This is a genomic window from Pseudomonas sp. 13B_2.1_Bac1 (genome assembly GCF_025466155.1).
Classification (GTDB): Bacteria; Pseudomonadota; Gammaproteobacteria; order Pseudomonadales; family Pseudomonadaceae; genus Aquipseudomonas; species Aquipseudomonas aylmerensis.
The window spans coordinates 49783-75633 of the sequence record NZ_JANLOH010000023.1 but is presented as its reverse complement, the minus strand read 5'-3'; the positions used below and the strand labels follow the sequence as shown (position 1 = coordinate 75633).

Below are 25851 nucleotides of genomic sequence, written 5' to 3'. Positions count from 1 at the left end.
CGCGTTCGCGAGCACGCCCACTCCCACATTTGATCTGTGGTGTTGTTGAGAAGAGGGAAACTAATGGGTGCGTTGCAATCACGCCGCCTGCGCTACGGCGTGGGCGCGATTGGGTTGGTATTTGCGTTGCTGGCCGCCTTGCGACTGATATTCGTGCTGGCGTTTTCCGGCCTCGCCCTGGACACCCCGGCGTTGCTGGAAACCGTTGGCATCGGCCTGCGGTTCGACCTGCGCCTGGCAGTGCTGTTGCTGCTACCGCTGGCGGTGCTGGCCTGGCTGCCGCGCTGGAACCTCACCACCCTGCCGGCCCTGCGCTGGCTGGCGCGGGGTTACCTGGTGATCGCGCTGGCCGGGGTCGGCCTGGTGTATATCATCGACTTCGGCCACTACGCCTACCTGGGCGTGCGCATCAACGCGACGGTGTTGCGTTACCTGCAAGACGCGCAGATTTCACAACAGATGGTGTGGGAAACCTACCCGGTGCTGTGGATAACCGCCTGCTGGCTGGCGGCGGTGGCACTGTGGGTGTGGGCGTTGATCTGCCTGGAGCGGCTGACCCTGGATCGCCAGCCCACGCCCACGCGCAAATGGGCGCTGGCCTCGGTCTCGGTGATCGGCCTGGTCGCCGTGCTGCTCGCTCTGCTCGGCCGCGTCGCCAACCTCAACCTGGAGAACCCGGTGCCGCTGCGCTGGAGCGATGCGTTCTTTTCCGGCAACAGCCAGGTGGCCGCCGTGGGTTTGAACCCGGTGCTGTTTTTGTATGACACGCTCAAGGTCGGCCAGTCACAGTTCGATGAGGCCCTGGTACGCGAACATTACCCGCAAGTCGCCGCGTACCTTGGTGTTGACCAGCCGGATGCGCAGCAACTGAACTTCATCCGCGAGCAACCCGTGCAGCCGTATCGACTGGCCGGCGAGCGCGCGCCGAACGTGATCTTCGTGATGCTCGAATCCCTCGGCACCAGCGCCGTGGGAGCCTACGGCAACCCGCTCGACCCGACGCCGAACCTGGACCAGTTGGCCACGCAAAGCTGGTTCTTCAAGCACTTCTATGTGCCCGTCACCGGCACCGCCAAGACCGTGTGGGCGAGCATCACCGGCGTGCCGGATGTGACCCGCCAGGAAACGGCCACCCGCAACCCGCTGATCACGCGCCAACACACTGTGATCAACGCGTTCCAGGGCTATCAGAAGTTCTACCTGATTGGCGGCAATGCCGGTTGGGCGAATATCAACGCGCTGATCCGCCAGAGCATCGACGGCGTGCAACTCTATGACGAAAGCCACTGGCGTTCGCCGCGGGTGGACGTGTGGGGCATCTCCGACCTGGACCTGTTCAAGGAAGGCGACCAGCTGTTGCGCAGCGTGCCCAAGGACCAGCCGTTCTTTGCCTATGTGCAAACTTCCGGCAACCATCGGCCGTTCACCATTCCCCGCCTCAACGACGGTTTCCAGGTCAAGGACGTGACCCTGGAACAGGTGCAGGCCGCCGGTTCGCGCAGCGTCGAGCAATACAATGCGGTGCGCCTGCTGGACTACAACATCGGCCGCTTGATGGAAATCGCCAAGGCCGGTGGTTGGTACGACAACAGCATTTTCGTGTTCTTCGGCGACCACAACACGCGCATCAGCCAGATTCCACACATGGCCCCGGCCTTCGAACAACTGGGCCTGGAAAGCAACAACGTGCCGCTGCTGATCCACGCCCCCGGCCTGCAACCGCGCGTCATAGAAGAGGCGGTGGGCCTGGCGGACCTGCTGCCGACGGTGGCCGGCATGGCGGGCATACCCTTTCGCAACGGCGCCATGGGCCGGGACATCCAGCAACCGGCACCGGAGGGCGAGCGCGTGGTGCCGCTGGTCTTGCAGGAGGGCACGTTCCCGATCATCGGCGGCGTGACCAAGGACTTTTTACTGCAGATGCAGCATGACGGCAGCTCGCCGACCCTGCATGACCTGGCCTCACCCACACCGCGCGAGGACGTCGCCGCGCAGCATCCCCAGGAGTTTCAACGCCTGCGGACGCTCACGCAGGGGCTGCATGAGAGCGCGCGGTTGATGCTGTTCCGGAATGTGCGGGAGTGACTATTTATCCTGGAAGGTTTCCAGGTAGGCGAGGATGTTTTCGATTTTTTCCGGGTCGCTGATGCCCCAGAAGATCATCCGCGTGCCACTCACCACCTTCTTCGGTGCCTCGATGTAGGCGGCGAGTTTGTCGCGGGTCCAGACCACGCCGGAGTTCTTCATCGCGTCGGAGTACTGGTAATCGGTGGTGGTACCGGCGGGTCGGCCGATGATGCCGTTGAGTTCCGGCCCGAAGCCACCGCGCGCACCTTCGCCGATGCTGTGGCAGCCGCCGCAGGTCTTGCTGAAGAGCTTGCCACCCGCCTCGGCATCGCCTGCGGCAAGGGCCGAGCCGCTGTTGAGGATCAGGGCGAGGATGAACAAGGCGTACTTCATGGTGGACTCCACAGCAGGTGATAACGGCAATTATGCCTGTTTGTCAGGAACGCATGCCCATCCAGATCACCGCTTCGGTCCATGCCGTGACCACCGGCGCCAGCGAACGGAACCATGGATCCTGCGCATCAATCTGCGCGGCCGAGTGGTCGTGGTGGTGCTGTTCCTCGTCGACAATCGAGGCAATGGCGGCCACGGCCAGCGGATCAATGTCACGCAGCGTGTGCAGTTGGTGCGCCAGGTGCTTGAGCACGACACTTTCGACGGCGACCGTCGTGGCGACAATAGCCTTGCGCCCGCAGACGCCGGTGATCAACCCCAACGCCAGCCCGCCCAGCCCACACAGCCAATAACTGCGGCAGCGACGATAGCCGCGCCGCTGCAACTCGGCCTGGAACACCGCGCGGTGGCGACGCTCGTGAGAAAGAAACGCTTGCAACTCGGCCACCATGCCGGGCGCGAACACGCGGGCCATGAACAATTGGCCGCTGTAGATGCAGATCGCGCCGTGCTCGCCGGCGTGGTCGACTTTGATCATGCGGTTGCCCAGGTCCGGGTCGATCAAGGAGGCGGTGGGAGCGTTCACGGTTGACGGCCTTGTGTGTGCGCCGGTGAGAACCGGACCGGTCAGGATGGCAGAACGCCGGTATCGTGCAGCACACCCACTCAAATGCGCAAGCCAGACCCTCCAAGTGACCACCCATCGCCTGATAAACATCCAATCGAACCTATCCGCGCCTGCCCCACTCCACCTTACTGGACCCTGATGGTGGAGTAAGGATCATGGCTCAGCCATCGATTTTAGTGCTGGAAGACGACGAGATCATTCGTTCGTTAATGGTGGATGTGCTGGAGGATTTCGGGGCGGTGGTAACGTCGTTTCCTTCGGCGGATGAGGGGATGATTTACCTGGAACGGGGCGATGATCCGGTGGACCTGATCGTCAGCGATGTGCAAATGCCGGGGCTACTCAATGGCTACGACCTGAGCCGCGTTGTCGCGCACCGGTGGCCGAGCGTGCCGGTGCTGCTGACGTCTGGCAATACCAAACTGGCCGAGCAGTTGGGCGGTTCAGTGCGGTTCCTGCCCAAGCCGTGGAGCACTGAGCATCTGCTGGAGTGTGTGCAAACCGCCTTGACCCAGCAGGGCTCGTCCTTGCATTGATAGCATGGCGATATCACCCGGACCGAACTTCACATGGGTCCGTGTGGTCATTGAAGAGCAGGGAGCGACTTTTCTGATCCGCTGGTCAGCCTTTTCGCCTTGTGCGTTCAGTTGATCGCCATGAGTTGTGTAGAATCGTCGCCCATTTCCAAGCGTCATTCATGGCCGAGAGGCCCACAGTTCGAGCTCATTGAATGCATTCACCGGCCCATGACGTTAGTGCGCCCTCATTGCTGGAAGCGTTGCGTGAAGGCACCGGCCTGTTGCACGTGGCGCTGGAAAAACGCCTGCCGTTTTTCTCCGAGCGCCTGGATGCCGGCTGGTATCAGCGCCTGGTCCGGGCGTATTACGGTTTTTATGCGCCGATCGAAGCGTCGCTGTACGACCGAGATTTGATTCCCGTGGGCTACGACCAGGCATTGCGTGTGAAAACGCCGACCCTGGTGAGCGATCTTCACGCCCTCGGCGTGAGTGAAGCCGCTATCGATGCCCTGCCCCGCTGCGCCCATCTGCCCCGCCTCGACACGCCCGCCGCCTGCCTCGGTGCCCTCTATGTGCTGGAAGGCGCGACCTTGGGCGGCCAGGTATTGCGCCGTGAAATGGCCCAGCGCCTGGACGTGAATGCCGACAACGGCGGTGCGTTTCTCAATGTGTACGGTGCCGACACCGGTCGACGCTGGAAGGATTTCCTCGATTACCTGGGCCACATGCCGCTGGACGCCAAGGCCAGAGAGCACGCAGTGGATGCGGCCCGTTCGACGTTCAGCTGCTTTGAGCAATGGCTCGACAGCCAGGAGGTACTGCTATGAAACCCGAAGATTTTGAAGAGCTGCTTGCCAACTGTGCCGACGAGCCGATCCGCTTCCCGGGCGCGATCCAGCCCCACGGCGTGCTGCTGACCTTGTCGGAGCCGGACCTGCGCATCATCCAGGTCAGCGCCAACGTCGCGGCTCTGTTCGGCCACGCACCCGAGGCACTGCTGGGCCAGCCGCTGCACACGCTGATCGGGGCCGAACACGCCCAGGCCGTGCAAACCGTGGCTACGCAAAACAGCTTTGTCGACGCACCGCCGCTGCATGTCAGCCTCAACGGCGCCGAGTTCGAAGGCCTGCTGCACCGCCATCAGGACGTGCTGGTGCTGGAGTTCGAACCGCGGCTCAAAGACTTCCGCCCACGCGCGCTGAATGGTCGCACCAGTGACCTGGGCAAAATGCTGCAACGTTTGCAGTCGGCGAAAACCCTGCAGGCGCTGTACGAAATCAGCGTGACCGAAATCCAGGCCATGACCGGTTACGACCGCGTGCTGATCTATCGCTTCGAAGACGAAGGCCACGGCCAGGTAATTGCCGAAGCGTCGGCACCGTCCATGGAGCTGTTCAACGGGCTGTTCTTCCCCGCGTCCGACATCCCCGAGCAGGCCCGCGAGCTGTACCGCACCAACTGGCTGCGCATCATCCCGAACGCGGCCTACGAGCCGGTGCCGTTGCTGCCCAAGCTGCGCCCGGACACCGGCCAACCGCTGGACTTGAGCTTCGCCACCCTGCGCAGCGTGTCGCCGATTCACTGTCAGTACATGCAGAACATGGGCGTGCTGTCGTCCATGAGCATCTCGCTGATGAAGGGCGACAAGCTGTGGGGCCTGATCAGCTGCGGCAACCGCGAGCCACTGCTGGTGCCCAATGACCTGCGCACCGCCTGCCAGACCATCGGCCAAGTCCTGTCGTTGCAGATCAGCGCCATGGAAGCCCTGGACCTGAGCCGTCAGCGAGAAGAGAAAGTCGAGGCCCTGGCGCTGCTGGACCAGGCGATGAAAGCTTCGCAAGACAACGTGTTCGACGGCCTCGCCCAACGCGGCCAGTTGCTGATGGACCTGACCCTCGCCGGCGGCGTGGCGATCATCGAAGACAAACAATTGCACCGCTACGGCAACTGCCCGGAACCGGCGCAGATCCGTGCCTTGCACAAGTGGCTGCAGGACAGCGGCGAGCCGGTATTTTCCAGCCATAACCTGGTGTCGGTGTACCCGCCGGCTGCCGAGTTCCAGCAGGTGGCCAGCGGCGTGTTGGCCATGAGCCTGCCCAAGCCGGTGGACAATGGCGTGATGTGGTTCCGCCCGGAAGTGAAGGAAAACATCAACTGGAGCGGCGACCCGAAAAAGCCCCTGGACCTGGAAAATTCCGACGCCGGCCTGCGCCTTCGCCCACGTACTTCATTTGAAATCTGGAAAGTCGAAATGGCCGGCATCTCTACCAAGTGGAGCCATGGCGACCGCTTCGCCGCCAACGACCTGCGCCGCTCGGCCCTGGAAAACGACCTGGCCCGCCAGGTACTGCGCGAGCAACAAGCCGTGCGCGCCCGCGATGAACTGGTGGCGGTGGTGTCCCACGACCTGCGTAACCCGATGACCGTAATCTCGATGCTGTGCGGCATGATGCAAAAGGCCTTCAGCTCCGATGGCCCACACACCTCACGGCGCATTTCCTCGGCCATCGACACCATGCAACAGGCCGCCGGGCGCATGAATGTGCTGCTGGAAGACTTGCTCGACACCTCGAAAATCGAGGCCGGGCGCTACGTGGTCAAGCCGGTGGCGCTGGATGTCAGCCAGATGTTCGAAGAGGCCTACTCCCTGCTTGCCCCACTGGCGATGGAGAAAGGCATCGACCTGTCGTTCAACACCGAGCCCGGCCTGCAGATCAATGCCGACCCGGAGCGGCTGTTCCAGGTCCTGTCGAACCTGATTGGCAATGCCATCAAGTTCACCCCGCGCCAGGGCAATATCGGGATCAGCGCCATGAGCAATGGCGAGGAAATCGTGTTTTCGGTGCGTGACTCGGGCGAAGGCATTGCGCCGGAACAACTGCCCCACGTGTTCGATCGCTACTGGACCCAGGCGGAAAACAACCCCACCGGCAGCGGCCTGGGGCTGTACATCACCCAAGGTATCGTGCAGGCCCATGGCGGCAAGATCGTCGCCGAGAGTGAACTGGGGCGTGGCAGTGAGTTCCGCTTCACTGTGCCAAAGGTGATGGAAGAGTCGCATACCTGACACGCCTCCCGCCCTGGCGCTCTGCCAGGGCCAGGGTGCCGCGCAGATTACTACAGCGCGTTACGTAACGGCGTCGCACAGAACTGCGCGGCGTTGGGGCTGCACGCCAGGGAGGCCGCGACTTAGCCCGAATCGGGCGGCTGCGCCGAAGGCCGCGTCGATGATTTCCAGCTGCGCCCCGTCACATGTTGCCGCGAGGCGTTTATAGCGCGGTTGCCGCCCCCCTCTGTAGGTTTGGCTCAGCTTCACTAAGCGGTGAGGCTTACCACTGACAGAGGACCACCTCCATGATAAGTTCCCTCAATCACTCGTTGAACATGCCTATTGCATCTGTGGCTCAGCAGGATGAAGTCACGCGCTCTCGCAACAAGCGCAGCATCGAGCAGACCCACGAACATGCATCCGATGGCCCGGCCGCAAACGACAGGCGCAGGAGCACCGGCACGCTGGACAGCCTGGGCGGCGGTCGACTGCTCTAACCGGGCATGTGAAGGGCTGTGCACGGCCCTTCATACCCTCGCCTTAACAAAACACTGACATTCAATGCGCTAGAGTTTTCGGCCGACCCCGCCTGGAGCCCTTCCCTGCATGCTGCCACCCGACACATTGCCCGCCGTACTCGCCGGCCCCCTGCTACGCCGCCTGGAACCCCAGCGGTTGGTGCTGTGGCTGATGGGCAGCCGGGAGCTGGTGCTGACCCTGACGCTGCACATTGCCGGGCAGACCCGCAGCATCGTGCTGGATCAGGGCCAATGCCAAACCATTGCGGTGGGGCGTGACGCCGTCATCCACTTGATCGATGTGCCGCTGGATGACGCCCTGCCCCAGGATGAGGTCATTGGCTATGACCTGTTGATCGACAGCCTCGGCATCGCCGAGTGGGCGCCACACCTGCTGTATGCAGACGCCCAATACCCCAGTTTTGTGCTGCACAGCCGTATTCATCAGTTGGTCCATGGCTCGTGCCGCAAACCACACCATCACGCGGCCGAAGGCCTGCTGTGCGTCGACCGCCTGCTGGCCGAAGCCCACCTGCCCGAGCAACGCCCGGCCCTGTTGATGATGAGCGGCGACCAGGTGTACGCGGACGATGTCGCCGGGCCCATGCTGCGGGCGATCCATGGGTTGATCGCGCGCCTGGGCCTGTTCGATGAATACCTGGAAGGAGCGGTGATAGACGACAGCGCCAGCCTCTACGGGCATCGCGCCAGCTACTACCACCGTGCCGACCTGCTCCCGGCGCTGGACAGCAATGAAACCTTGCGCGAGCGATTTTTCGGCGGGGTGAAAAAACCGATATTCACCAGCAGCACCGCCGATAACCACTTGGTCACCTTCGCCGAAGTCATGGCGATGTACCTGCTGGTCTGGTCGCCCACGCCCTGGAACCTGCTCACGCTGGAGCCTCCCCGCTTGAGCGCCGAAGAACAGCAGCGCTACGCCCGCGAACGGGTACAAATCGAGCGCTTTCGCCAGGGCCTGCCGGGCGTCGCGCGGGTATTCGCCCACCTGTCCACGCTGATGATCTTTGACGATCACGACATCACCGACGACTGGAACCTCAGCGCCCAATGGGAAGAAACCGCCTACGGGCACCCCTTCTCCAAACGCATCATCGGCAATGCCCTGCTGGCCTATTTGCTGTGCCAGGGCTGGGGCAACCAGCCGGATGTCTTTGGCCCGCTGGTCAGCCAGGTCCAGGCGCTGACCACCCAGCCCCAGGCCAACCACCTGGACGCCAGCGCCCAGGATGCATTGCTCGAGGCCCTGCTGAAATTCCAGCAATGGCACTACGTACTGCCCACCACGCCTGCGCTGGTGGTGCTGGACACCCGCACCCGCCGCTGGCGCAGTGAGTTCACCCTCAAGCAACCTTCCGGCCTGCTGGATTGGGAAGCCTTGAGCGAACTGCAGCAGGAACTGCTTGATCACCCCTCGGCCATCATCGTCTCGCCCGCGCCGATCTTTGGCGTCAAGCTGATCGAGACCGTGCAAAAAGTGTTCAGCTGGTGCGGCCACCCCTTGCTGGTGGACGCGGAAAACTGGATGGCCCATCGCGGCGCCGCCCAGGTGATCCTGAATATCTTCCGTCACTCACGGACACCGGGGAACTACGTGATCCTGTCGGGCGATGTGCACTATTCGTTCGTCTACGAAGTACTGATCCGCCATCGCAATGCCGGCCCGAAAATCTGGCAGATCACCAGCAGCGGCATCAAGAACGAATTCCCGCCGCGCCTGCTGGAATGGTTCGACCGGCTCAACCGCTGGCTCTACTCGCCCCGCTCGCCCCTCAACTGGTTCACCCGCCGCCGCACCATGCAGGTGGTTCCGCATATTCCGGAACATGCCGAAGCGGGCGAGCGGCTATGGAACTCGGCGGGGATCGGCCAGGTGTTTTTCAACGAACAGGGCCAACCTGAAGAGATTTACCAACACAACGCGGATGGGAAGGCCAGGACGAGAATGGTGGCTCCCAAGTAACTTTTCTTCATCGAGAACAAGGCCGTCCAGCTCGGATGGCCACAAGGGGTACCTGCGGTTCGAACGCTGGCGCGAAGCGCTGCGCAGCGTCCAGACGCGGGGAAATCGTCGGGCGCCCTCGATAGATAGCCTATTGCCATCCTGCCAAAGGCGTACATTCGCCCTATTCAAAGCACTCAAATCCCGTTGTACAGTAGCGCCAGCCACGGAGTACCGGCATCAATATCGGCAGGCCTCGGATGCCAGCCCACGCAAGGATCGCGCAATGGACGATACTCCCGGCAACAGCCCACCGGGCACTGATTTCTCTCACTTCAACGCCGACATGCTGCACACCGTTCTGGAGTTGGTCAGCGACGGCATCTGGGATTGGAACGCCAATACCGGGTTCGTGTACCGCAACCCGGGTTGGTATGAAATGCTTGGCTACCCTCGACACGCCCTGGAAAACAGCGTGTTCACCTGGGAAAACGTGATCCATCCGGACGACTACCCCCAGGTGATGATGCTGTTTGATGACTACATCCAGCGTCGTGCCCCCTACTACCAGGCCGAATACCGTTGCCGCAAAAAAGATGGCAGCTACCTGTGGATCGAAGACCGTGGCTACGTGATTGCCCGCAACGCTGACGGTTCGGTGGCGCGGATGGTGGGCGCCCACCGTGATATCCATTTACGCAAAAGCTCCGTCGAGCAACTGGAACAGCGCAATCAATCCCTTGAAGTGCTGGTGGCCGAGCGCACGCGCGAGCTGTCACGGGTCAACCAGCAACTGCAATTGCAGCTGGATGAAAATCGCTCCCTCGCCGAACGCGACACCCTGACGCTGGTCGCCAACCGCTATCGCATGGAAAAAACCTTGCTGGAAGAATGCGAACGCGCCCAACGCTTTCGCCTGCCGCTGGCACTGATCGCGATGGATATCGATGACTTCAAGCCGATCAATGATCAGTACGGCCACAGCGCAGGCGACGAGACGCTGGTGCGGGTGGTCGAGCGTTTGAAAGGCTGTATACGCGCCGATGACCTGCTGGCTCGATGGGGCGGCGATGAGTTTATGGTACTGCTGCCCAACACGTCGCTGGAGACCGCCAAGGCAATCGCCGAAAGCATCTGCGAGGCGTTGAGGGATAACCCGGTGAGCGACGACTTCCACGTCACCCTCAGCGTAGGCGTGGCGGCGAGTCAATCGGGTGATACCCCCGCCGCCTTGATGGCACGTGCCGACCAGGCGTTGTATCGCGCCAAGGCGGCGGGGAAAGGTGGGGTCGCCGATTGACCCCCGGCGTTATCGCACCGGCGGCGCGTACTGGATACCGCCGTTGTTCCAAAGCGCATTGAGCCCGCGCTTGATCTTCAACACGCTGCCCTGGCCGATATTGCGCTCGAACACTTCGCCGTAGTTGCCCACCTGCTTGACGATCTGCACGACCCAGTCCTTGCGCAGCTTGAGGTCCTTGCCGTACTCACCGTCGGCGCCCAGCAGCCGCGCGACATCCGGGTTCTTGCTGGTCTTGGCCTGTTCCTCGACGTTCTGCGAGGTGATGCCCATTTCCTCGGCATTGAGCATCGCGAACAGCGTCCACTTGACGATGCTGAACCACTCGTCATCGCCCTTGCGCACCAGCGGCCCCAGCGGTTCCTTGGAGATCACCTCCGGTAGCACCACGAACTCATCCGGGTGGGCCATTTTGATCCGCTGTGCATACAGTCCCGACTGGTCGGTGGTCAGCACATCACAACGCCCGGCCTCCAGGCCCTTGGCGCTCTCGTCGGCGGTGTCGAAGGTGATGGGCGTGTACTTCATGCCGTGGGTGCGGAAGTAGTCGGAGACGTTCAGTTCCGTGGTGGTGCCGGCCTGGATACACACGGTCGCGCCGTCCAGTTGACTGGCACCGGTCACTCCCAGTTTGTTGTTCACCAGAAAACCGATGCCGTCGTAGTAGGTGATGCCCGTGAACACCAGGCCCATCGCCGAATCACGCGAGCTGGTCCAGGTGGTGTTGCGCGAGATCAGGTCGATTTCGCCGGACTGCAACGCGGTGAAGCGCTCCTTGGCGGTCAATTGGGTGAACTTCACTTTCGACGCATCGCCGAACACTGCCGCCGCCACGGCGTGGCACACGTCGACATCGAGGCCGGTCATCTTGCCCTTGCTGTCGGGCACGCCAAAACCGGGCAAACCGTCGCTGACGCCGCATTGGATAAAGCCTTTTTTCTGGATCGCATCCAGGGTCGCCCCGGCGTGCGCAGTGCTGGCCAGGCCGAATACGGCGGTGGCGCCCAGTGTGGCCAACGTGGTTTTGAATCGGTTCATGCAAGGCGCTCCCTGTCATTCCTTATTATTCGGCGCTGCACAGCCCGCGCCGGTTTATAGTGCTGCCGGGCAGTATCCACGGCTTTACGGCGCTGCCACAAACGACCTTTAGGCAAAGGCTCCTTCCGATTTGGAATGAACTGCATGATTTCAAAACGCTTGACCCCTTCGATGACGGCCTTGCAATGCTTCGAAGCCGCCGCCCGCCACCTGAGTTTCACCCGCGCCGCCGAAGAGCTGCACCTGACCCAGAGTGCGGTCAGCAAGCAGGTGGCGCAGTTGGAAGAGATGCTCTGCCACAACCTGTTCGAGCGGGTTCGCCAGCGCCTGTACTTGTCGCCGGCCGGGTCGTTGTACCTGGCCGAAGTGCACAAGATCCTCACCCAGGTGGACATCTCCAGCCGTTACATCCTCACCTACGGCGGTGAAACCGAGGTGCTGCGCATCGCCACCCAGCCGACCTTCGGCGACCGCTGGCTGGTGCCCAAGCTCAAGGACTTCGCGGCGAAACACCCGAATATCCATCTGGACGTGCGCAATGAGCTGGAGCCCTTCGACGTGCTGCAGGCCAAGGCCGATATCGCGTTTTTCTTCGGCCAGGGCTCATGGCCGGGCGCGACCTGCATCGAGCTGTTTCGTGAAGCCGTGGTGCCGGTCTGTGCGCCGGGGTTTGTCGCCGAGGGCAGCGACGCGTCGTCGCGCCACACCTTGCTGCAATGCACCTCGCGCCCGGAGGCCTGGCACGAATGGTTCCTGGAACAAGGCCTGCACTCGCAGAACAGTTACCACGGGCCGCGTTTCGACACGTTCTACATGTGCATTCGCGCGGCGCAGTCGGGCTATGGCGTGGCGCTGGTGCCGCATTACCTGGTGGCCGAAGAACTTGCCCAAGGCAGCCTGACGATCCCGTGGGACTACGCCATGCCCAGCAGCGGCGCGCATTTTATCGCGCATGCCGAACACGCCGGCGAGATCCCCAAAGTCAAAGCCTTCCTGAACTGGATGGTCGACTACGTGAGTGCACATCGCGACTTTTAATAATGACCCGGCGACTTTATTTCGTTTGCGGCCAGGGTGGGCGCACGGCTTAGATAAAAACACGTCCGCCATTGCCGAGTCCGAGATTCATGAGCCGCGAAACCATCAGCCAGTCGATTTCCATCGTCCACCCGATCAGCCTTAGCCACGGTAAGAACGCCGAAGTCTGGGACACTGCGGGCAAACGCTATATCGATTTTGTCGGCGGCATCGGCGTGCTCAACCTCGGCCATTGCCACCCTGGGGTCGTGGACGCGATTCGCGAACAGGCGACGAAACTGACCCACTACGCTTTCAACGCTGCGCCTCACGCGCCCTACATCGAGCTGATGGATCGCCTGACCGCGTTTATCCCGGTGGACTATCCGGTCAGCGGCATGCTCACCAACAGCGGCGCCGAAGCGGCGGAAAATGCCCTGAAGATCGTGCGGGGGGCCACCGGCCGCACGGCGGTGATCGCGTTCGACGGGGCCTTTCATGGCCGCACCCTCGCCACCTTGAACCTCAATGGCAAGGTCGCGCCCTACAAGCAAAAGGTCGGCGTCCTGCCCGGCCCGGTCTATCACCTGCCCTACCCCAGCGCCGACAACGGCGTGACCTGTGCCGAAGCGCTGAAGGCCATGGACCGCCTGTTCAGCGTGGAAATCGACGTCGACGACGTCGCCTGTTTCATCCTCGAACCGGTGCAGGGCGAAGGCGGTTTCCTGGCCCTCGACATCGAGTTCGCCCAGGCGCTGCGGCGTTTCTGTGATGAAAAAAACATCCTGCTGATTGCCGATGAAATCCAGTCGGGCTTCGGGCGTACCGGCCAGCGCTTCGCCTTCTCGCGCCTGGGCATCGAACCGGATTTGATCCTGCTCGGCAAAAGCATCGCTGGCGGTGTACCGCTGGGGGCAGTGGTCGGGCGCAAGGCGCTGATGGACAACCTGCCCAAAGGCGGCCTCGGCGGCACCTATTCCGGCAACCCGATTGCCTGCGCGGCGGCATTGGCCACCTTGGACGCGATGACCGATGAGCACTTGCAGGCCTGGGGTTCGCGGCAGCAAACAGCGATTGTCAGCCGCTATGAAGCCTGGCGCGCACAGCGCCTGTCGCCTTACCTCGGCCGCCTGACCGGCGTCGGCGCCATGCGCGGCATGGAACTGGCCCACGCCGACGGCACGCCCGCGCCGAAACAACTCGCCCAGTTGCTGAGCCTGGCGCGCGAGGCCGGCCTGCTGCTGATGCCCAGCGGCAAGTCACGGCACATCATCCGCTTGCTCGCACCGCTGACCATTGAGCCAGCGGTGCTGGAGGAAGGCCTGGATATCCTCGAGGCCTGCCTCAAGCAACTGGACTAGTACCGCGCATCCACCGGCTTGCCGCCGTTCGGCCAATCCTTGACCTTGTCCGGGAAGTCCGGACGCGGTTGCCCGGCAAAATACGCCGCCACGTCCACCGCGTCCTGGTCGGACAAACCGCCCTGCCCCAACGGGAATTTCTCGTGGAAGCCAATCGGCATGTTGCGTTTGACGAATGCCGCCGCGGTGTAGGTGCGCGCCATCCCCGCGCCGATGTTGAACGACTGCTCGCCCCACAGCGGCGGGTAGATCAGCTCGCCATCGGCCCGCGCCAGCCCCTGGCCGTTGTCGCCATGGCAGACCGCGCATTGCTTGGCATAGACCGCCTTGCCATTGGCCAGGTCGGGCTTGATCGCCGGGTCGACCTTGCCCACGCCACGCCCGGCGACTTTGTCTTCAGGCCGCGTATTGTTTTTCATCCAGTCAAAGTAGGCGACCATCGCCTGCATATCGGCTGACTGCGGCGGCAACGGCTTGCCATTCATGGAGCGCCGGAAGCAGCCGTTGATGCGTTCTTCCAGGGTCACCACCTTGCCCGCACGCGGTGCGTAGCTGGGGAAAAACGCCGACACACCGACAAAGGGCGAGCCGTCGGCCACGGTGCCGGCGTTGAGATGGCAACTGGTGCAATTGAGCGAGTTGCCGACGTTGTCAGGCAGCAGCGCCTTGGTTTGCAGGTGCAGGCGCATGCCGCGCATGACTTGATCGGCGTTGGGGGCGGACAGCAGATCGGCCAGGCGCGGGGTTTCGAAGGCGGACGAATCGGTGGTGGCCGGGTTGAGCTGGGCGCGCAGCTTTTTCACTTGGGCGGCGTCGATCGGGGTGCCCTGGTTGCCCCAGCGCGTGCGCACGAAACTGAGGATCTCGGCGATTTCCGGGTCCGCCAGCCGGGCGAAACCGGGCATGGTGTAGACCCGTGGGTGAGTCGCCGTTTGCGCGGTTTCCCAGCCGGTCAGGGTGATGTGCAGCAGCGACGTCGGGTTGCTCGCGGCGATGCTCGGGTTGCCGGCCAGGGGCGGGAACAGGCCTTTCACGCCGGCGCCGTCACTGCGGTGGCAATCGCTGCAGAACTGCATATAGCCCAGGCCGCCTCGGCTGGTGAACAGGTCGGCAGGCGGCGCGGCGGGTGCCTGGGCCACGGACGGCATCGGCAGGTCGTCTTTGCCCGGCGGCAGGGATTTGAGGTAGCTGGCGATGGCAGTCAGGTCATCGTCGCTGAAATGCTGGGTGCTGTGGTGAATCACATCGGCCATATTGCCGGAGACGGTGGCAAAGCGGTTCTGCCCGGTCTTGAGCAATTGCACGGTGTCATCCACGGTCCACAGGTTGCGCAGGCTCAGGGCGCGCCAATGCTCGACGGTTTCGCCGGCGAGGTAATGCTGGCCGCTGCGGCCGGCATCGCTCAGGGCTTTTTCCTGGAAGGCAATGCCGCGCGGTGTGTGGCACGAACCGCAGTGGCCGAGGCCCTGGACCAGATAGGCGCCACGGTTGAGCACCTCGTCGCGGCCCGGGTCTGGCTGGAACGGCTGCTTGTCGAGAAAGGCGAAGTTCCACAGCGCCAGGCCCCAGCGCTGGTTGAAGGGGAAGCCCATGTCGGCGTCGCGGTTGGCCTGGGGCACGGGCTCCACCCCGTGCATCAGGTAGGCGTACAAGGCGCGCATATCCGCCTCGCTCATCTTCGCGTAGGACGGATACGGCATCGCCGGGTACAGATTCATACCCGCAGGCGTGACGCCTTCGCGCATGACCCGGTCGAATTGTTCGAAGGTGTAGTGACCGATACCGGTCTCGCGGTCCGGGGTGATATTGCTCGAAAAGATCGTGCCCATCGGCGTGCTCAGTTCGAGGCCGCCGGCCATGACCTTGCCATCTTTGGCGGTATGGCAGGCGATGCAGTCGCCCAGTTGTGCAACGTATTGGCCGTGTTCGATCAGTGCGGGGTCGGGGGTGTTGGCGTACAGGGGAAGGGACAGACAGCACATCACCCCCACAAGGCCAAGACGTGACAGGGGAAGCGTCATCGCAATATTCCTTTAAAAACCTGGCCTGGAGCGGTCTCCTCGGCGCAGGTCTGCAATTATTTTTATACGTCATCAGGCAGATAACCGGGGGCGGGTTCAGCCCCCGTGTTGTTGTAGCGAATTTCCTAGGGGCGCCTGTTGATATGGATCAGCACAACCGTGGGGCAGAGTGCCGCCTTGACCTGATCCCCCTCCCCGCTGAAAATGCCCGACGCTTTTTTGTCCCCCGTTTACTGAAGTAGTGAAATTTCAATGTCCGATTCCTACACCACCGAAGAATCCGTAGTCGCCTTGCAATCCAAAGCGGAATACGAAAACGCCATCAATCTTTCACAGCATGTGCCGGCGGCCAAGATCATCAGCGAGATGGTGCTGGACGCGTTTCACACCTCCAAGGAAAGCGACCAGATCCGCGAGCTGCGCGTTGCCATCCGCCAGGCCCACGATGCCTTCGACGACGACAAGGCCTATGACCTGATGGGCCAGCTCAAGCAACTCAAGGACGCCGAGGCCGCTGACAGCGCCGCCCTGGAAGACCTGAGCAGCAAATTCTCGATCAGCCGCATCCTGTCCAGCTTCAAGGACGACCCCGAGTTCCAGGAGCTGGTCTACGGGCTGGCGCTGAAAGTGCTGAACCAGAGCCACCAGGCGATCAGCAACCCAAGCGCCGGCAAGAGCAAGGCATCGCGGCCCAAGAAAGAAGCCGAAGTGTTTGTGATCAGCAAGGATGGCATCAGCGTCACCCTGCCCCTGCGCACCCCGCGCTCGAAGCTCAATGTCGACCGCGAGGCGTTCGAGTTCCTGGGCTTCAGCTTTGTCGGCGAAGGCGATGAGGCGGAGCTTGAGGTCGAGAGCTTTGTGGATAACGCCGGGGCTGAACAGCCGTTGAGCCGCAAGAGCGTGATCACTGCGCTGCAACAGCAGACCGCGTTCGATGGGTACAGCATCGCGCAGCAGTAACCTGAAAGTAATTGCCTGAATGTGGGAGCTGGCTTGCCTGCGATAGCATCACCTCGGTTTTATTGAAGAACCGCGGCGTCTGCATCGCAGGCAAGCCAGCTCCCACATTGGTTTTGTATGAGCTTGCAGGCTGCGCTAGACCTGCGCCGCAAACACCTCGCGAAACCGCGCCATCTCCCGCTTGTTCCCCACCGTCACCCGCACCCACTGCGGCCAATTCTTCCACACCCTTCCGATCATCACGCCGTGCGCCGCCATCGTCTCGACGACCTGCTCCGCGGGCTGCTTCACGTCGATCATGAAGCAGTTGCTCTGCGACGCCGTGCAGGTAAAGCCACGGGCCTTGAGCCAGTTGACGGTCTCGTCGCGCAGTTGCGCGTTGAGCGCCTTGCGCTGGGGCAGCAGCTTGATGTCTTCGAGGCTCGCCAGCCCGCCGAGCAAGGTGGTGCCCGCCGGTACGTTGTCGCCGCCAAACACCGCCAACCGTTCCAGCAGCGCCGGATGGCCGATCGCCAGGCCCAGGCGGGCGCCGGCCAGGCCGTAGATTTTCGAGAAGGTGCGCAGAACCAGCAGGTCGTCGTGATCCTTGACCCAACTGACAACGCTGGGCACGTCGGCAAAGTCGATATAGGCCTCGTCCACCACCAGCACGCTGCCGGAGGGTTTGTTCGCCAACGCCAGGCGGATGGCATCGAGCGGGGTGATGGTGCCGGTGGGGTTGTTGGGGTTGCACAGGTAGAGCATGCCGGCCTGGGGATCGGCGGCGAGCATGGCGGGGATATCGTGGGCGTGGTCGGCGCCAAGGTTCACTTCATGCACCGGCGCCTTGTTCGACTCGGCGGCCTGGCGCGGCACTTCGTAGGACGGCGTAGCCATCACCATGCCCCGAGTGGGACTGGTGAACGCCAACACGGCATAGCGCAGGGCGGCCATGGAACCCGAAAACACCGCCACCTGCTCTGCGGCGAGGCCCTGCTGCTGGGCAAACAATGCGGCGAGCGCGTACATGTGCGAGTAGGGATAGCGCCCGGAGGTGGCGATGCCACGCGCCATGGCTTCGCGCGCCGCCTGTGAGGGGCCGTAGGGGCTTTCGTTGTAGTTGAGCAACACCGCGTCAGTCGGTTTCGGCGGGGCCGCTACCGCCCACTCCAGGCGCCCCAGCCAGGGTAACGCAGCGCCAAAGGCAAGAAGGGACCGACGACTAACGCTGACCATGGTAACTACTCCTTGTAGACCGGTAATGGATTCGCACAGCTCGTACAGAGAGGTATGACGAGATAATCCTGGACGAATTTAAACCTGCGCCCAAGAAAAAGCCCCGCGCTTCTCTCGAAGGCGGGGCTTTTTCAACGCTGCGACACTCAGTGAGCGTAGGTCAGCAACAGCTCTTTCGGCACTTGGAAATCCAGGGACATCATCACGCTGAGCGCGGTGATGGTGAAGATCGAGAACACGAACAGCTTGCGCGCCCAGACGGTGTCATCCACCGCCTTGTAGCCGGTCCAGGCCATGTACAACCAGTACATGCCCATGGCGGCGGCGACGGCGAGGTAGCTCATGCCGGCGTAGCCACTGAAGGTCAACATCAAGGTCGCCACGAGGAAGGCCAGGATGTACAGCAGGATGTGTTTCTTGGCCACCTGGATGCCACGCTTGACCGGCAGGACCGGAATCGACGCAGCCAGGTAGTCATTGAAGCGAAAGATCGCGATGGCGTAGGAATGCGGCATCTGCCACAGGCTGAACATCACCAGTAGCGTCAGCGCGGCCATGTCGAAGCTATTGGTCACAGCTACATAACCAATCACCGGCGGCATCGCCCCCGACAGACTGCCCACCAGCGTGCCGTGAACCGACTTGCGCTTGAGGTACAGGCTGTAGAGGCCGACGTAGATGACAAAGCCGATCACGGCAAACAGCGCCGCCAACGGGTTGGCCACCTTGTACAACAGTGCCACACCGGCAACACCCAGGACGGTCGCGTAGATCAGTGCCAGCTTCAGGGAGATAAGACCCTGGACCAGCACGCGATTCTTGGTGCGCTCCATCTTGATATCGATGTCACGGTCGATGCAGTTGTTGAAGACACAACCGGAAGCTACCACCAGGGACGTACCGATCATTGCAGCCAGGAAGATGGCCAGATCGACATGTCCCTTGGAGGCCAGGAAGAAGCCGCCCGCCACAGAAAGCACGTTACCGAAAATGATCCCCGGTTTGGTGATTTGGATAAAGTGCTTAAGCGACATCGGGTCTTACCTCACTTCGCCATCATGAACGTATGGATGCTGAACATGATCCATATCGACAGACCAACCAGCAGCAGGATTACCAGACCTGCGAACACGAACGCGATCACGTTATCGCGCTGCTCTTTGGAACGATCCAGGTGCAGGAAGTACACCAGGTGAACCAGAACCTGAATCACCGCGAACGCCAAGACGATCATCAAGGTGATCGACTTCGGCAGAGTCGGGTACATCACCAGACCAAACGGGATGAGCGTCAGGATTACCGACAGGATGAAGCCGATAGCGTAAGACTTTACGCTGCCGTGGCTCGCATCATGGCTGTCATGGTCATGGGAGTGTGCATTAGCCATTACAGAGTCCCCATCAGGTAAACAACGGTGAAGACGCAGATCCAGACCACGTCCAGGAAGTGCCAGAACAGGCTCAGGCAGCTCAGGCGAGTCTTGTTGGTGTTGGTCAGGCCGTGCTTATTGACCTGATACATCATCACCGCCATCCACAGCAGGCCGGCAGTTACGTGCAGACCGTGGGTGCCGACCAGCGTGAAGAACGCCGACAGGAAACCGGAACGGTGCGGACCGTAGCCTTCGGAGATCAGCAGGTGGAACTCGTTGATCTCCATGCCGATGAAGCCCAGGCCGAACAGGAAGGTCAGTGCCAACCAGCTCAGTACGCCCTTCTTGTTGCCCTTGTAGAAGGCCAACATGGCGAAGCCGTAGGTGATCGAACTGAACAACAGCAAGGCGGTTTCGCCGAGCACGTAAGGCAGTTCGAAGATGTCGTGGCCCGACGGGCCACCCGCTACGTTGTTTACCAGTACCGCGTACACCGCGAAGATCGACGCAAACAAGATGCAGTCGGTCATCAGGTAGAGCCAGAAACCGAAAACGGTCATCGGCCCCGAGTCGTGGTGATGGTCATCGTGCCCATGGTCATCGACATGGGCGTGTCCAGCATTGGTCACTAAGTTCGACATGATTTAAGCCTGTTCCAACGAAGTTTCTACACGGTTGGCCGGGATTTTCTTCTCGGCTACCAGGCGAGCGTGCTGCTCGGCTTCGATGCGTTCGATCGTTTCGACCGGCACCATGTAGCCTTGATCATCACGGGCAGCGTGGATGATGAAGTAACCGATAGTGCCTACCAGGCTCACGATTGCCAGCCACCAGATGTGCCAGATCATCGCGAAACCGAACACGGTCAGCAGGCCGCCCATCACCACGCCAGTGGCGGTGTTGTTTGGCATGTGGATCGGTTCGTAGTGCTTCGGTTGCTGGTACGCAGTACCGTCTTCCTTGGCTTCGGTGAACGCATCAATGGTGTTCGCAGTAGGGATCACGGCGAAGTTGTAGAACGGTGGTGGCGACGAAGTCGACCATTCCAGGGTGTGGCCATTCCATGGGTCGCCGGATTCGCAAGCGTTCTGCTTACGGTCACGGATACTCACGTACAGCTGGATCAGCTGGCAGGCGATACCGACAGCAATCATCACCGCACCGAACATGGCGACGTACAGGTACGGCACCCACTCAGGGTTGGTAGTGGCGTTCAAACGACGGGTCATGCCCATGAAGCCCAGTGCATAGAGCGGCATGAACGCGACGAAGAAGCCCGAGATCCAGAACCAGAATGCAGCCTTGCCCCAACCTTCGTGCAGCTTGAAGCCGAACGCTTTCGGGAAGTAGAAGCTGAAACCAGCGATGTAGCCGAATACCGCACCACCGATGATCACGTTGTGGAAGTGAGCGATCACGAACAGGCTGTTGTGCAGCACGAAGTCAGCACCCGGGATGGCCAGCAGTACGCCGGTCATGCCGCCGATGGCGAAGGTCACCATGAAGCCCAGGGTCCACAGGACCTGGCTGGTGATACGCAGACGGCCGTGATAGATGGTGAACAGCCAGTTGAATAGCTTCACCCCCGTCGGGATCGAAATCAGCATCGTCGCCAGGCCGAAGAAGGCGTTGACGCTGGCCCCCGAACCCATGGTGAAGAAGTGGTGCAGCCACACCATGAAGCCCAGTACCGAGATCGCGCCGGAGGCGTAGACCATCGAGTGGTGACCGAACAGGCGCTTGCCGGTAAAGGTCGAGATCACTTCAGAGAAGATACCGAACGCTGGCAGGATCAGGATGTACACCTCAGGGTGACCCCATGCCCAGAACAGGTTCACGTACATCATTGGATTGCCACCAAGTTCGTTGGTGAAAATGTGGAAATCCAGGTAACGGTCAAGCGACAGCAGCGCCATGGTAGCGGCCAGGATCGGGAACGAAGCCACGATCAGGACGTTGGCCCAGGTGCAGGTCCAGGTGAAGATCGGCATGTCCATCAGTTTCATGCCAGGAGCGCGCATCTTCAGGACGGTGGCCAGGAAGTTGACCCCCGTCAATGTCGTCCCGAGCCCTGATAACTGTAGCGCCCAGATGTAGTAGTCCACACCCACGCCAGGGCTGTACTGGATGCCCGACAATGGCGGATACGCAACCCAACCGGTCTTGGCGAATTCGCCGACGCCCAGGGACACGTTGATCAGCACCACGCCGGAAACCAGCAGCCAGAAGCTCAGGGAGTTCAGGAACGGGTAGGCAACGTCACGGGCACCAATCTGCAGCGGCAAGGCAAGGTTCATCAGGCCGGTGAAGAATGGCATCGCCATGAAGATGATCATGATCACACCGTGGGCGGTGAAGATCTGGTCATAGTGTTCAGGTGGCAGGTAGCCAGGCGAACCCTCGGTGGCCATGGCCAACTGGGTACGCATCATGATGGCGTCGGCAAAACCACGCAGCAGCATGACCATGGCAACGATGACGTACATGACGCCGATTTTCTTGTGGTCGACCGAAGTCAGCCACTCGGTCCACAGGTAGGTCCACTTCTTGAAATAAGTGATTGCTGCAAACAGTGCCAGACCACCCAGCGCGATCATGGCGATAGTCACCATTACGATCGGCTCGTGGAACGGGACCGCATCCCAACTTAATTTACCAAACATCGTTTACTCCTCTGCCCCAGCAGTTGAATGCGAGCCCGTGTCAGAACCTTCAACCGCGGCCACTTCTTTCTTCTCGTGCTTGACCGGCTTGCCTGGCTTCATACCTTCGTACTTGTCGACGATTTTCTGAAACAGGTTCGGCTCATACGTGGAGTACAGGGCGACTGGGTTGTTCTGGCTCGGTTTGGTCAGGGCATCGTATTCAGCTTGATCAAGCTGTTTAGGTGCGGCCTTGACTTCGGCTACCCAGGCGTTGAAATCTTCCTGGCTCGTCGAGATCGCTTTGAATTTCATGCCGGTGAAGCCAGCGCCGCTGTAGTTCGCGGAGATGCCTTCCATTTCAGCTTTTTCGTTGGCGATCAGGTGCAGTCGGGTCTGCATGCCTGCCATCGCGTAGATCTGACCGCCCAGGGCAGGGATGAAGAACGAGTTCATCACGGCGTCGGAGGTGATCCGGAAGTTAAGCGGGGTGTTCTCCGGGAAACGGATCTGGTTAACCGTGGCGATACCCAGGTCCGGGTAGATGAACAGCCACTTCCAGTCCAGCGCGACCACTTCGATGTTGATCGGCTTGACGTCGGACTCCAGCGGACGGTACGGGTCCAGCTCGTGGGTCGACTTATAGGTGATGTAACCCAGGGCGATGATGATGAGGATCGGAACCAGCCACACCGCGATTTCAATCTTGGTGGAGTGCGACCACTTCGGCGCGTAGGTCGCGCTGGTGTTCGACGCGCGGTATTTCCAGGCGAAGGCGAACGTCATGATGATCACAGGCACCACGACCAACAGCATCAGCAGGGTCGCGGTGATGATCAGGTTGCGTTGATCCAGACCGATCTGTCCTTTTGGGTCCATCAAGGTCCACTTGCAGCCTCCCAGCATTAACATCATGCCAAGCAGCGGCAAAAAGCCTAGTAATCGGGGGTACCTGTTTTTACTCATCTCACGACCTCTAAAGCAGCTTGCGCAATGCAGTTGGGTTTTGATCGCCAACACTTCACCCTGCCAAGGGTTGGCATTTCTCTTCGATTGAATAAGAGCCTGCCCATCACGTCATAACTCTACGTTTCACGGACCTGCGGTGAGTTCTTATTCGATTTCGTGGTTAAAGGCCTTGTTACAGACCAATTCCATTTGGTGCGGATAGTTGAAAGGCTGCCGGAACCTGGGGTCGCACAGAGCCATCCATCTGCCCCTCGACCGCTCCAATGCTCAAATATTGAACAGCACCGGACATTCAGTGCGGGCGATTGTAGTTAGCTAGCGATGTATAAACCATGTCTTATAAAGAAATAATTTTTATCGATTACAGCAATAATCCTTCACCATTATTGCAACGGTTCGCGATCTTATCGCGTTCGATTCTCAACAAAAACCACAAAAATTGCCGTGTTATTCGTCAGTGAGTCGCATCCCCTACAGGTCGTAAGGGCAAGGCAAACCGATGCAAGCCCCCATAAAACAAGGCATTCAGACATCACCGCAAGCCTCGAACAACCGAAGCTTGCGAGGCCGCTGCAAACGACGAACTGACAGCACAAATTGACCGCTCGGTGCAAATTTAAGCGGCCGATCGGCGGGTCAGAAACGTCCTGCGACAGCGTCCGTGTGACAACATGTCGCACACTGCGCGCACCTAAACTTGCCCCTCGTCACAGCCCTTTCACAAATCCCTACATACGAAAACGCCCCGGCCTTCCTTCAAGAAGGACCGGGGCGTTTGTGTAAAGGTTCAGCCCTGGCGCTGACGATTCCGATAGATGCCCAGGGGCACCAGGATCACGGTCAGCACGAACGCCACCAGCGCCCATTGCGCCAGGGACAGGCCGAGGATCGGCGGGTACGGGGTGCTGCAGAAACCGTCCACCTGGAAGCCCAGGGGGAACACCTTGGCCAGCGGCAGGTCGTCGACGATCGGTTGCAGCACGTCGATGCCGCAGCTGACCTGTGGAAAGAACTGGGTGTACACGTGATGGCCGGCAGCCGCCACGCCGCCGAGGGCGCTGAGGATCACCAGGCCTTCAAACAACGTGATCGCCCCCTTGGTGCGCATGGCCGCGCCGATGAACGCGAAGATCGCGATCAACAGCAGCGCATAGCGTTGCAGGATACACAGCGGGCACGGCGCCTCGCCCAGCACCACCTGCATGTACAGCGCACCGCCGATCAGCGCCAGGCAGATGATGCCCAGCAACACCAGAAAGCGCCGCTCCCTGCCTAAACGCAATTCGTCACTCATCCCCGTTTCCCTTTGTTTGGTTGTGCCAATGGCCGCAAGTTTACACACAGAGAGTGGTTTAAACAGAGGGGGGTTAACGGGGGATTAATCGGGATAAATGTTGTGCGTGCAGGGACGCCATCGCGGGCAAGCCCGGCTCCCACAGGAGATCGCATTTCCCTGTGGGAGCCGGGCTTGCCCGCGAAGGTGCCGACTCGGTGCAGCGTCCTACCTTTATTCCAGCGCCGCCGCCGGCCCGAAGAACTCATAGCGCGCCTGCTTCTCAGGCACACCCAGGGCCCTCAAGTGGCGCTTGATGGCCGCCATGAAGCCCTTGGGACCGAGGAAGTAGGCGTCGAGGTCGCGCTGCTCGGGCAACCACGCAGCCAATTGTTCCTGGCTCAGCAGGCCGACTTTATCCGCCGCCGGGCTGACGCCGTCGTCCTCGGCGTAGCAGTAAAAGCGCTGGAGCTGCGGGTGCTGGGCAGCCAGGCCGTCGACCCAGTCGCGGAACGCATGCACCGAGCCGTTGCGCGCGCAGTGGATAAAATGCACCGGGCGCTGGGTGGCCAGGGCGGCTTCGAGCATCGGCAAGGTCGGTGTGATACCGACACCGCCGCTGATCAGCACCAGCGGTTTGTCGCCGGCCGCCAGGGTGAACTCGCCCGACGGCGGGAACAGGTCGAGGGTCGCACCGACCTGCAGTTGATCGTGCAGGTAGTTGGAGACTCGGCCACCGGCCTCGCGCTTGACGCTGATGCGGTACTGGCCGGCATCGCTCAAGGCCGACAAGGAGTAGTTGCGGCGCACCTCTTCACCGTCCAGCAGCAGCTTCATGCCGATGTACTGGCCTGGCGCAGCCTTGAGGATCGGGCCGTTATCCACAGGGGCAAAATAGAACGAAATGATCTCGGCGCTCTCCTCCACACGCTTGACCAACGTGAACGGCCGCGCACCGCGCCAGCCACCCGGGGCCTGGGCTTTTTCCTCGTAGATCGCCGCCTCGGCGCCGATCAGGATGTCCGCCAGCTGACCGTAGGCCGCGCCCCAGGCACTCATCACCTCGGGGGTGGCGATCTCGCTGCCGAGCACTTCGCTGATCGCCCGCAGCAAGCAAGCGCCGACAATCGGGTAGTGTTCCGGCAGGATCTGCAACGCCACGTGCTTGTTGATGATCTTCGCCACCAGGTCGCCCAGCTGGTCCAACTGGTCGATATGCCGCGCGTACATCAACACGCCGTTGGCCAGCGCCCGAGGCTGGTCGCCGCTGGCCTGGTGGGCCTGGTTGAACAGCGGACGGACCTCGGGGTACTCGGACAGCATCATGCGGTAGAAATGGGTGATCAGCGCTTCACCGCCGCTTTCCAGCAGGGGCACGGTGGATTTGACGATGGCACGGTCTTGGGCACTAAGCATGGGGCCTCCTGGGCTTCTTTACTGATTACCCTTCTCTACTCAGTATTCATGCCAACTTATTAATCGTTATTTTTCAGTGACTTAGATATTCAGTAGTCAGTTTGACCTCCTACACCTTATAGTCATAAGGA

At 61.2% G+C, this 25851-nt stretch carries 22 protein-coding genes and 1 pseudogene; 11 read left to right on the top strand and 12 right to left on the bottom strand.

The features are described from left to right. Positions 1-63 precede the first annotated feature (63 nt). Positions 64-2085: an LTA synthase family protein gene (locus tag NTD80_RS05300; RefSeq protein ID WP_262132485.1), complete on the top strand. Its 2022-nt coding sequence runs from the start codon at positions 64-66 to the stop codon at positions 2083-2085. Here the strand turns inward: NTD80_RS05300 and NTD80_RS05295 are convergent, their stop codons facing one another. Together NTD80_RS05295 and NTD80_RS05290 are read right to left on the bottom strand one after the other, a co-directional pair. Then, a complete protein-coding gene (locus NTD80_RS05295; protein WP_065908559.1) occupies positions 2086-2460 on the bottom strand; it encodes a c-type cytochrome in 375 nt (124 codons plus the stop codon). Positions 2461-2503: 43 nt separating this feature from the next. Further along, positions 2504-3046 carry a demethoxyubiquinone hydroxylase family protein gene (locus tag NTD80_RS05290; protein ID WP_262132483.1) on the bottom strand — a complete coding sequence of 181 codons (543 nt, stop codon included), beginning with the start codon at positions 3044-3046 and terminating at the stop codon, positions 2504-2506. A 197-nt stretch (positions 3047-3243) separates the two neighbouring features. Between NTD80_RS05290 and NTD80_RS05285 the strand changes: the two genes are divergently transcribed. The 6 genes from NTD80_RS05285 to NTD80_RS05260 all read left to right on the top strand — a co-directional run bounded on the left by NTD80_RS05285 (position 3244) and on the right by NTD80_RS05260 (position 10436). Beyond that, complete coding sequence (locus NTD80_RS05285; protein ID WP_065908558.1) at positions 3244-3624, top strand: response regulator; 381 nt, start codon at positions 3244-3246, stop codon at positions 3622-3624. A 194-nt stretch (positions 3625-3818) separates the two neighbouring features. Next, complete coding sequence (locus NTD80_RS05280; RefSeq protein ID WP_262132482.1) at positions 3819-4433, top strand: biliverdin-producing heme oxygenase; 615 nt, start codon at positions 3819-3821, stop codon at positions 4431-4433. Continuing rightward, positions 4430-6673, top strand: a complete 2244-nt coding sequence (locus tag NTD80_RS05275; RefSeq protein WP_262132480.1) for an ATP-binding protein — start codon at positions 4430-4432, stop codon at positions 6671-6673. Before NTD80_RS05280 ends, NTD80_RS05275 begins: the two co-directional genes overlap by 4 nt. Before the next feature lie 287 nt (positions 6674-6960). Beyond that, complete coding sequence (locus NTD80_RS05270) at positions 6961-7152, top strand: hypothetical protein (protein ID WP_262132478.1); 192 nt, start codon at positions 6961-6963, stop codon at positions 7150-7152. 109 nt (positions 7153-7261) lie between these two features. Then, the gene (locus NTD80_RS05265; RefSeq protein ID WP_262132477.1) at positions 7262-9157 is read left to right on the top strand and encodes an alkaline phosphatase D family protein; all 1896 of its coding nucleotides are present in this window, start codon (positions 7262-7264) and stop codon (positions 9155-9157) included. A gap of 265 nt (positions 9158-9422) precedes the next feature. After that, entirely contained in the window at positions 9423-10436 is a 1014-nt protein-coding gene (locus NTD80_RS05260; protein ID WP_262132475.1) for a GGDEF domain-containing protein, read from the top strand. 9 nt (positions 10437-10445) lie between these two features. Here NTD80_RS05260 and NTD80_RS05255 read toward each other — a convergent pair whose 3' ends face one another. Next, positions 10446-11474: an amino acid ABC transporter substrate-binding protein gene (locus tag NTD80_RS05255; protein ID WP_262132473.1), complete on the bottom strand. Its 1029-nt coding sequence runs from the start codon at positions 11472-11474 to the stop codon at positions 10446-10448. 144 nt (positions 11475-11618) lie between these two features. On the opposite strand from NTD80_RS05255, the gene NTD80_RS05250 reads away from it, so the two are divergent. Together NTD80_RS05250 and NTD80_RS05245 are read left to right on the top strand one after the other, a co-directional pair. Continuing rightward, positions 11619-12512 (top strand): LysR substrate-binding domain-containing protein, encoded by an 894-nt coding sequence (locus NTD80_RS05250; RefSeq protein WP_065908545.1) that lies wholly within the window; start codon positions 11619-11621, stop codon positions 12510-12512. Between the two features lie 89 nt (positions 12513-12601). After that, positions 12602-13852, top strand: a complete 1251-nt coding sequence (locus tag NTD80_RS05245; RefSeq protein ID WP_262132470.1) for an aspartate aminotransferase family protein — start codon at positions 12602-12604, stop codon at positions 13850-13852. On the opposite strand, the gene NTD80_RS05240 is transcribed toward NTD80_RS05245, so the two are convergent. Then, on the bottom strand, positions 13849-15873 hold the full coding sequence (locus tag NTD80_RS05240; RefSeq protein WP_262132468.1) for a c-type cytochrome: 2025 nt from the start codon (positions 15871-15873) through the stop codon (positions 13849-13851). The genes NTD80_RS05245 and NTD80_RS05240 overlap by 4 nt on opposite strands. A 252-nt stretch (positions 15874-16125) precedes the next feature. Between NTD80_RS05240 and NTD80_RS05235 the strand changes: the two genes are divergently transcribed. Beyond that, entirely contained in the window at positions 16126-16833 is a 708-nt protein-coding gene (locus NTD80_RS05235; RefSeq protein ID WP_065908539.1) for a hypothetical protein, read from the top strand. Between the two features lie 135 nt (positions 16834-16968). On the opposite strand, the gene NTD80_RS05230 is transcribed toward NTD80_RS05235, so the two are convergent. From NTD80_RS05230 to cyoA, 6 genes are all read right to left on the bottom strand, one after another. Further along, the gene (locus tag NTD80_RS05230) at positions 16969-18048 is read right to left on the bottom strand and encodes a pyridoxal phosphate-dependent aminotransferase (protein ID WP_262132466.1); all 1080 of its coding nucleotides are present in this window, start codon (positions 18046-18048) and stop codon (positions 16969-16971) included. Positions 18049-18194: 146 nt separating this feature from the next. Continuing rightward, complete coding sequence (gene cyoE / locus NTD80_RS05225) at positions 18195-19082, bottom strand: heme o synthase (RefSeq protein WP_003194050.1); 888 nt, start codon at positions 19080-19082, stop codon at positions 18195-18197. Between the two features lie 11 nt (positions 19083-19093). Beyond that, positions 19094-19435 carry a cytochrome o ubiquinol oxidase subunit IV gene (gene cyoD, locus NTD80_RS05220; RefSeq protein ID WP_010206434.1) on the bottom strand — a complete coding sequence of 114 codons (342 nt, stop codon included), beginning with the start codon at positions 19433-19435 and terminating at the stop codon, positions 19094-19096. Next, positions 19435-20061, bottom strand: coding sequence for a cytochrome o ubiquinol oxidase subunit III (locus tag NTD80_RS05215; protein ID WP_010206435.1), 627 nt, complete (start codon positions 20059-20061; stop codon positions 19435-19437). The genes cyoD and NTD80_RS05215 overlap by 1 nt, the downstream gene beginning before the upstream one ends. Positions 20062-20064: 3 nt before the next feature. Then, positions 20065-22083 (bottom strand): cytochrome o ubiquinol oxidase subunit I, encoded by a 2019-nt coding sequence (gene cyoB / locus NTD80_RS05210; protein WP_065908533.1) that lies wholly within the window; start codon positions 22081-22083, stop codon positions 20065-20067. A 3-nt stretch (positions 22084-22086) separates the two neighbouring features. Then, positions 22087-23028, bottom strand: a complete 942-nt coding sequence (gene cyoA / locus NTD80_RS05205; protein WP_053132079.1) for a ubiquinol oxidase subunit II — start codon at positions 23026-23028, stop codon at positions 22087-22089. A 27-nt stretch (positions 23029-23055) separates the two neighbouring features. On the opposite strand from cyoA, the pseudogene NTD80_RS31230 reads away from it, so the two are divergent. Then, positions 23056-23346: pseudogene (locus NTD80_RS31230) on the top strand (hypothetical protein). Between the two features lie 472 nt (positions 23347-23818). On the opposite strand, the gene NTD80_RS05200 reads toward NTD80_RS31230, so the two are convergent. Together NTD80_RS05200 and hmpA are read right to left on the bottom strand one after the other, a co-directional pair. Beyond that, entirely contained in the window at positions 23819-24325 is a 507-nt protein-coding gene (locus tag NTD80_RS05200) for a disulfide bond formation protein B (RefSeq protein WP_065908531.1), read from the bottom strand. 213 nt (positions 24326-24538) lie between these two features. Further along, positions 24539-25720 carry an NO-inducible flavohemoprotein gene (hmpA, locus tag NTD80_RS05195; RefSeq protein WP_262132458.1) on the bottom strand — a complete coding sequence of 394 codons (1182 nt, stop codon included), beginning with the start codon at positions 25718-25720 and terminating at the stop codon, positions 24539-24541. Between the last annotated feature and the right edge of the window lie 131 nt (positions 25721-25851).

Excerpts from the sequence above, each read along its gene's own strand:
- NTD80_RS05240 (WP_262132468.1), bottom strand. The coding sequence starts at position 15,873 with ATGACGCTTCCCCTGTCACGTCTTGGCCTTGTGGGGGTGATGTGCTGT.
- hmpA (WP_262132458.1), bottom strand. The coding sequence starts at position 25,720 with ATGCTTAGTGCCCAAGACCGTGCCATCGTCAAATCCACCGTGCCCCTG.
- cyoB (WP_065908533.1), bottom strand. The coding sequence starts at position 22,083 with ATGTTTGGTAAATTAAGTTGGGATGCGGTCCCGTTCCACGAGCCGATC.
- NTD80_RS05295 (WP_065908559.1), bottom strand. The coding sequence starts at position 2,460 with ATGAAGTACGCCTTGTTCATCCTCGCCCTGATCCTCAACAGCGGCTCG.
- NTD80_RS05260 (WP_262132475.1), top strand. The coding sequence starts at position 9,423 with ATGGACGATACTCCCGGCAACAGCCCACCGGGCACTGATTTCTCTCAC.
- NTD80_RS05215 (WP_010206435.1), bottom strand. The coding sequence starts at position 20,061 with ATGTCGAACTTAGTGACCAATGCTGGACACGCCCATGTCGATGACCAT.
- NTD80_RS05235 (WP_065908539.1), top strand. The coding sequence starts at position 16,126 with ATGTCCGATTCCTACACCACCGAAGAATCCGTAGTCGCCTTGCAATCC.
- NTD80_RS05280 (WP_262132482.1), top strand. The coding sequence starts at position 3,819 with ATGCATTCACCGGCCCATGACGTTAGTGCGCCCTCATTGCTGGAAGCG.
- cyoA (WP_053132079.1), bottom strand. The coding sequence starts at position 23,028 with ATGAGTAAAAACAGGTACCCCCGATTACTAGGCTTTTTGCCGCTGCTT.
- NTD80_RS05250 (WP_065908545.1), top strand. The coding sequence starts at position 11,619 with ATGATTTCAAAACGCTTGACCCCTTCGATGACGGCCTTGCAATGCTTC.
- NTD80_RS05200 (WP_065908531.1), bottom strand. The coding sequence starts at position 24,325 with ATGAGTGACGAATTGCGTTTAGGCAGGGAGCGGCGCTTTCTGGTGTTG.
- cyoD (WP_010206434.1), bottom strand. The coding sequence starts at position 19,435 with ATGGCTAATGCACACTCCCATGACCATGACAGCCATGATGCGAGCCAC.
- NTD80_RS05230 (WP_262132466.1), bottom strand. The coding sequence starts at position 18,048 with ATGGTCAGCGTTAGTCGTCGGTCCCTTCTTGCCTTTGGCGCTGCGTTA.
- cyoE (WP_003194050.1), bottom strand. The coding sequence starts at position 19,082 with ATGTCGCTTAAGCACTTTATCCAAATCACCAAACCGGGGATCATTTTC.
- NTD80_RS05270 (WP_262132478.1), top strand. The coding sequence starts at position 6,961 with ATGATAAGTTCCCTCAATCACTCGTTGAACATGCCTATTGCATCTGTG.
- NTD80_RS05245 (WP_262132470.1), top strand. The coding sequence starts at position 12,602 with ATGAGCCGCGAAACCATCAGCCAGTCGATTTCCATCGTCCACCCGATC.
- NTD80_RS05300 (WP_262132485.1), top strand. The coding sequence starts at position 64 with ATGGGTGCGTTGCAATCACGCCGCCTGCGCTACGGCGTGGGCGCGATT.
- NTD80_RS05285 (WP_065908558.1), top strand. The coding sequence starts at position 3,244 with ATGGCTCAGCCATCGATTTTAGTGCTGGAAGACGACGAGATCATTCGT.
- NTD80_RS05255 (WP_262132473.1), bottom strand. The coding sequence starts at position 11,474 with ATGAACCGATTCAAAACCACGTTGGCCACACTGGGCGCCACCGCCGTA.
- NTD80_RS05265 (WP_262132477.1), top strand. The coding sequence starts at position 7,262 with ATGCTGCCACCCGACACATTGCCCGCCGTACTCGCCGGCCCCCTGCTA.
- NTD80_RS05275 (WP_262132480.1), top strand. The coding sequence starts at position 4,430 with ATGAAACCCGAAGATTTTGAAGAGCTGCTTGCCAACTGTGCCGACGAG.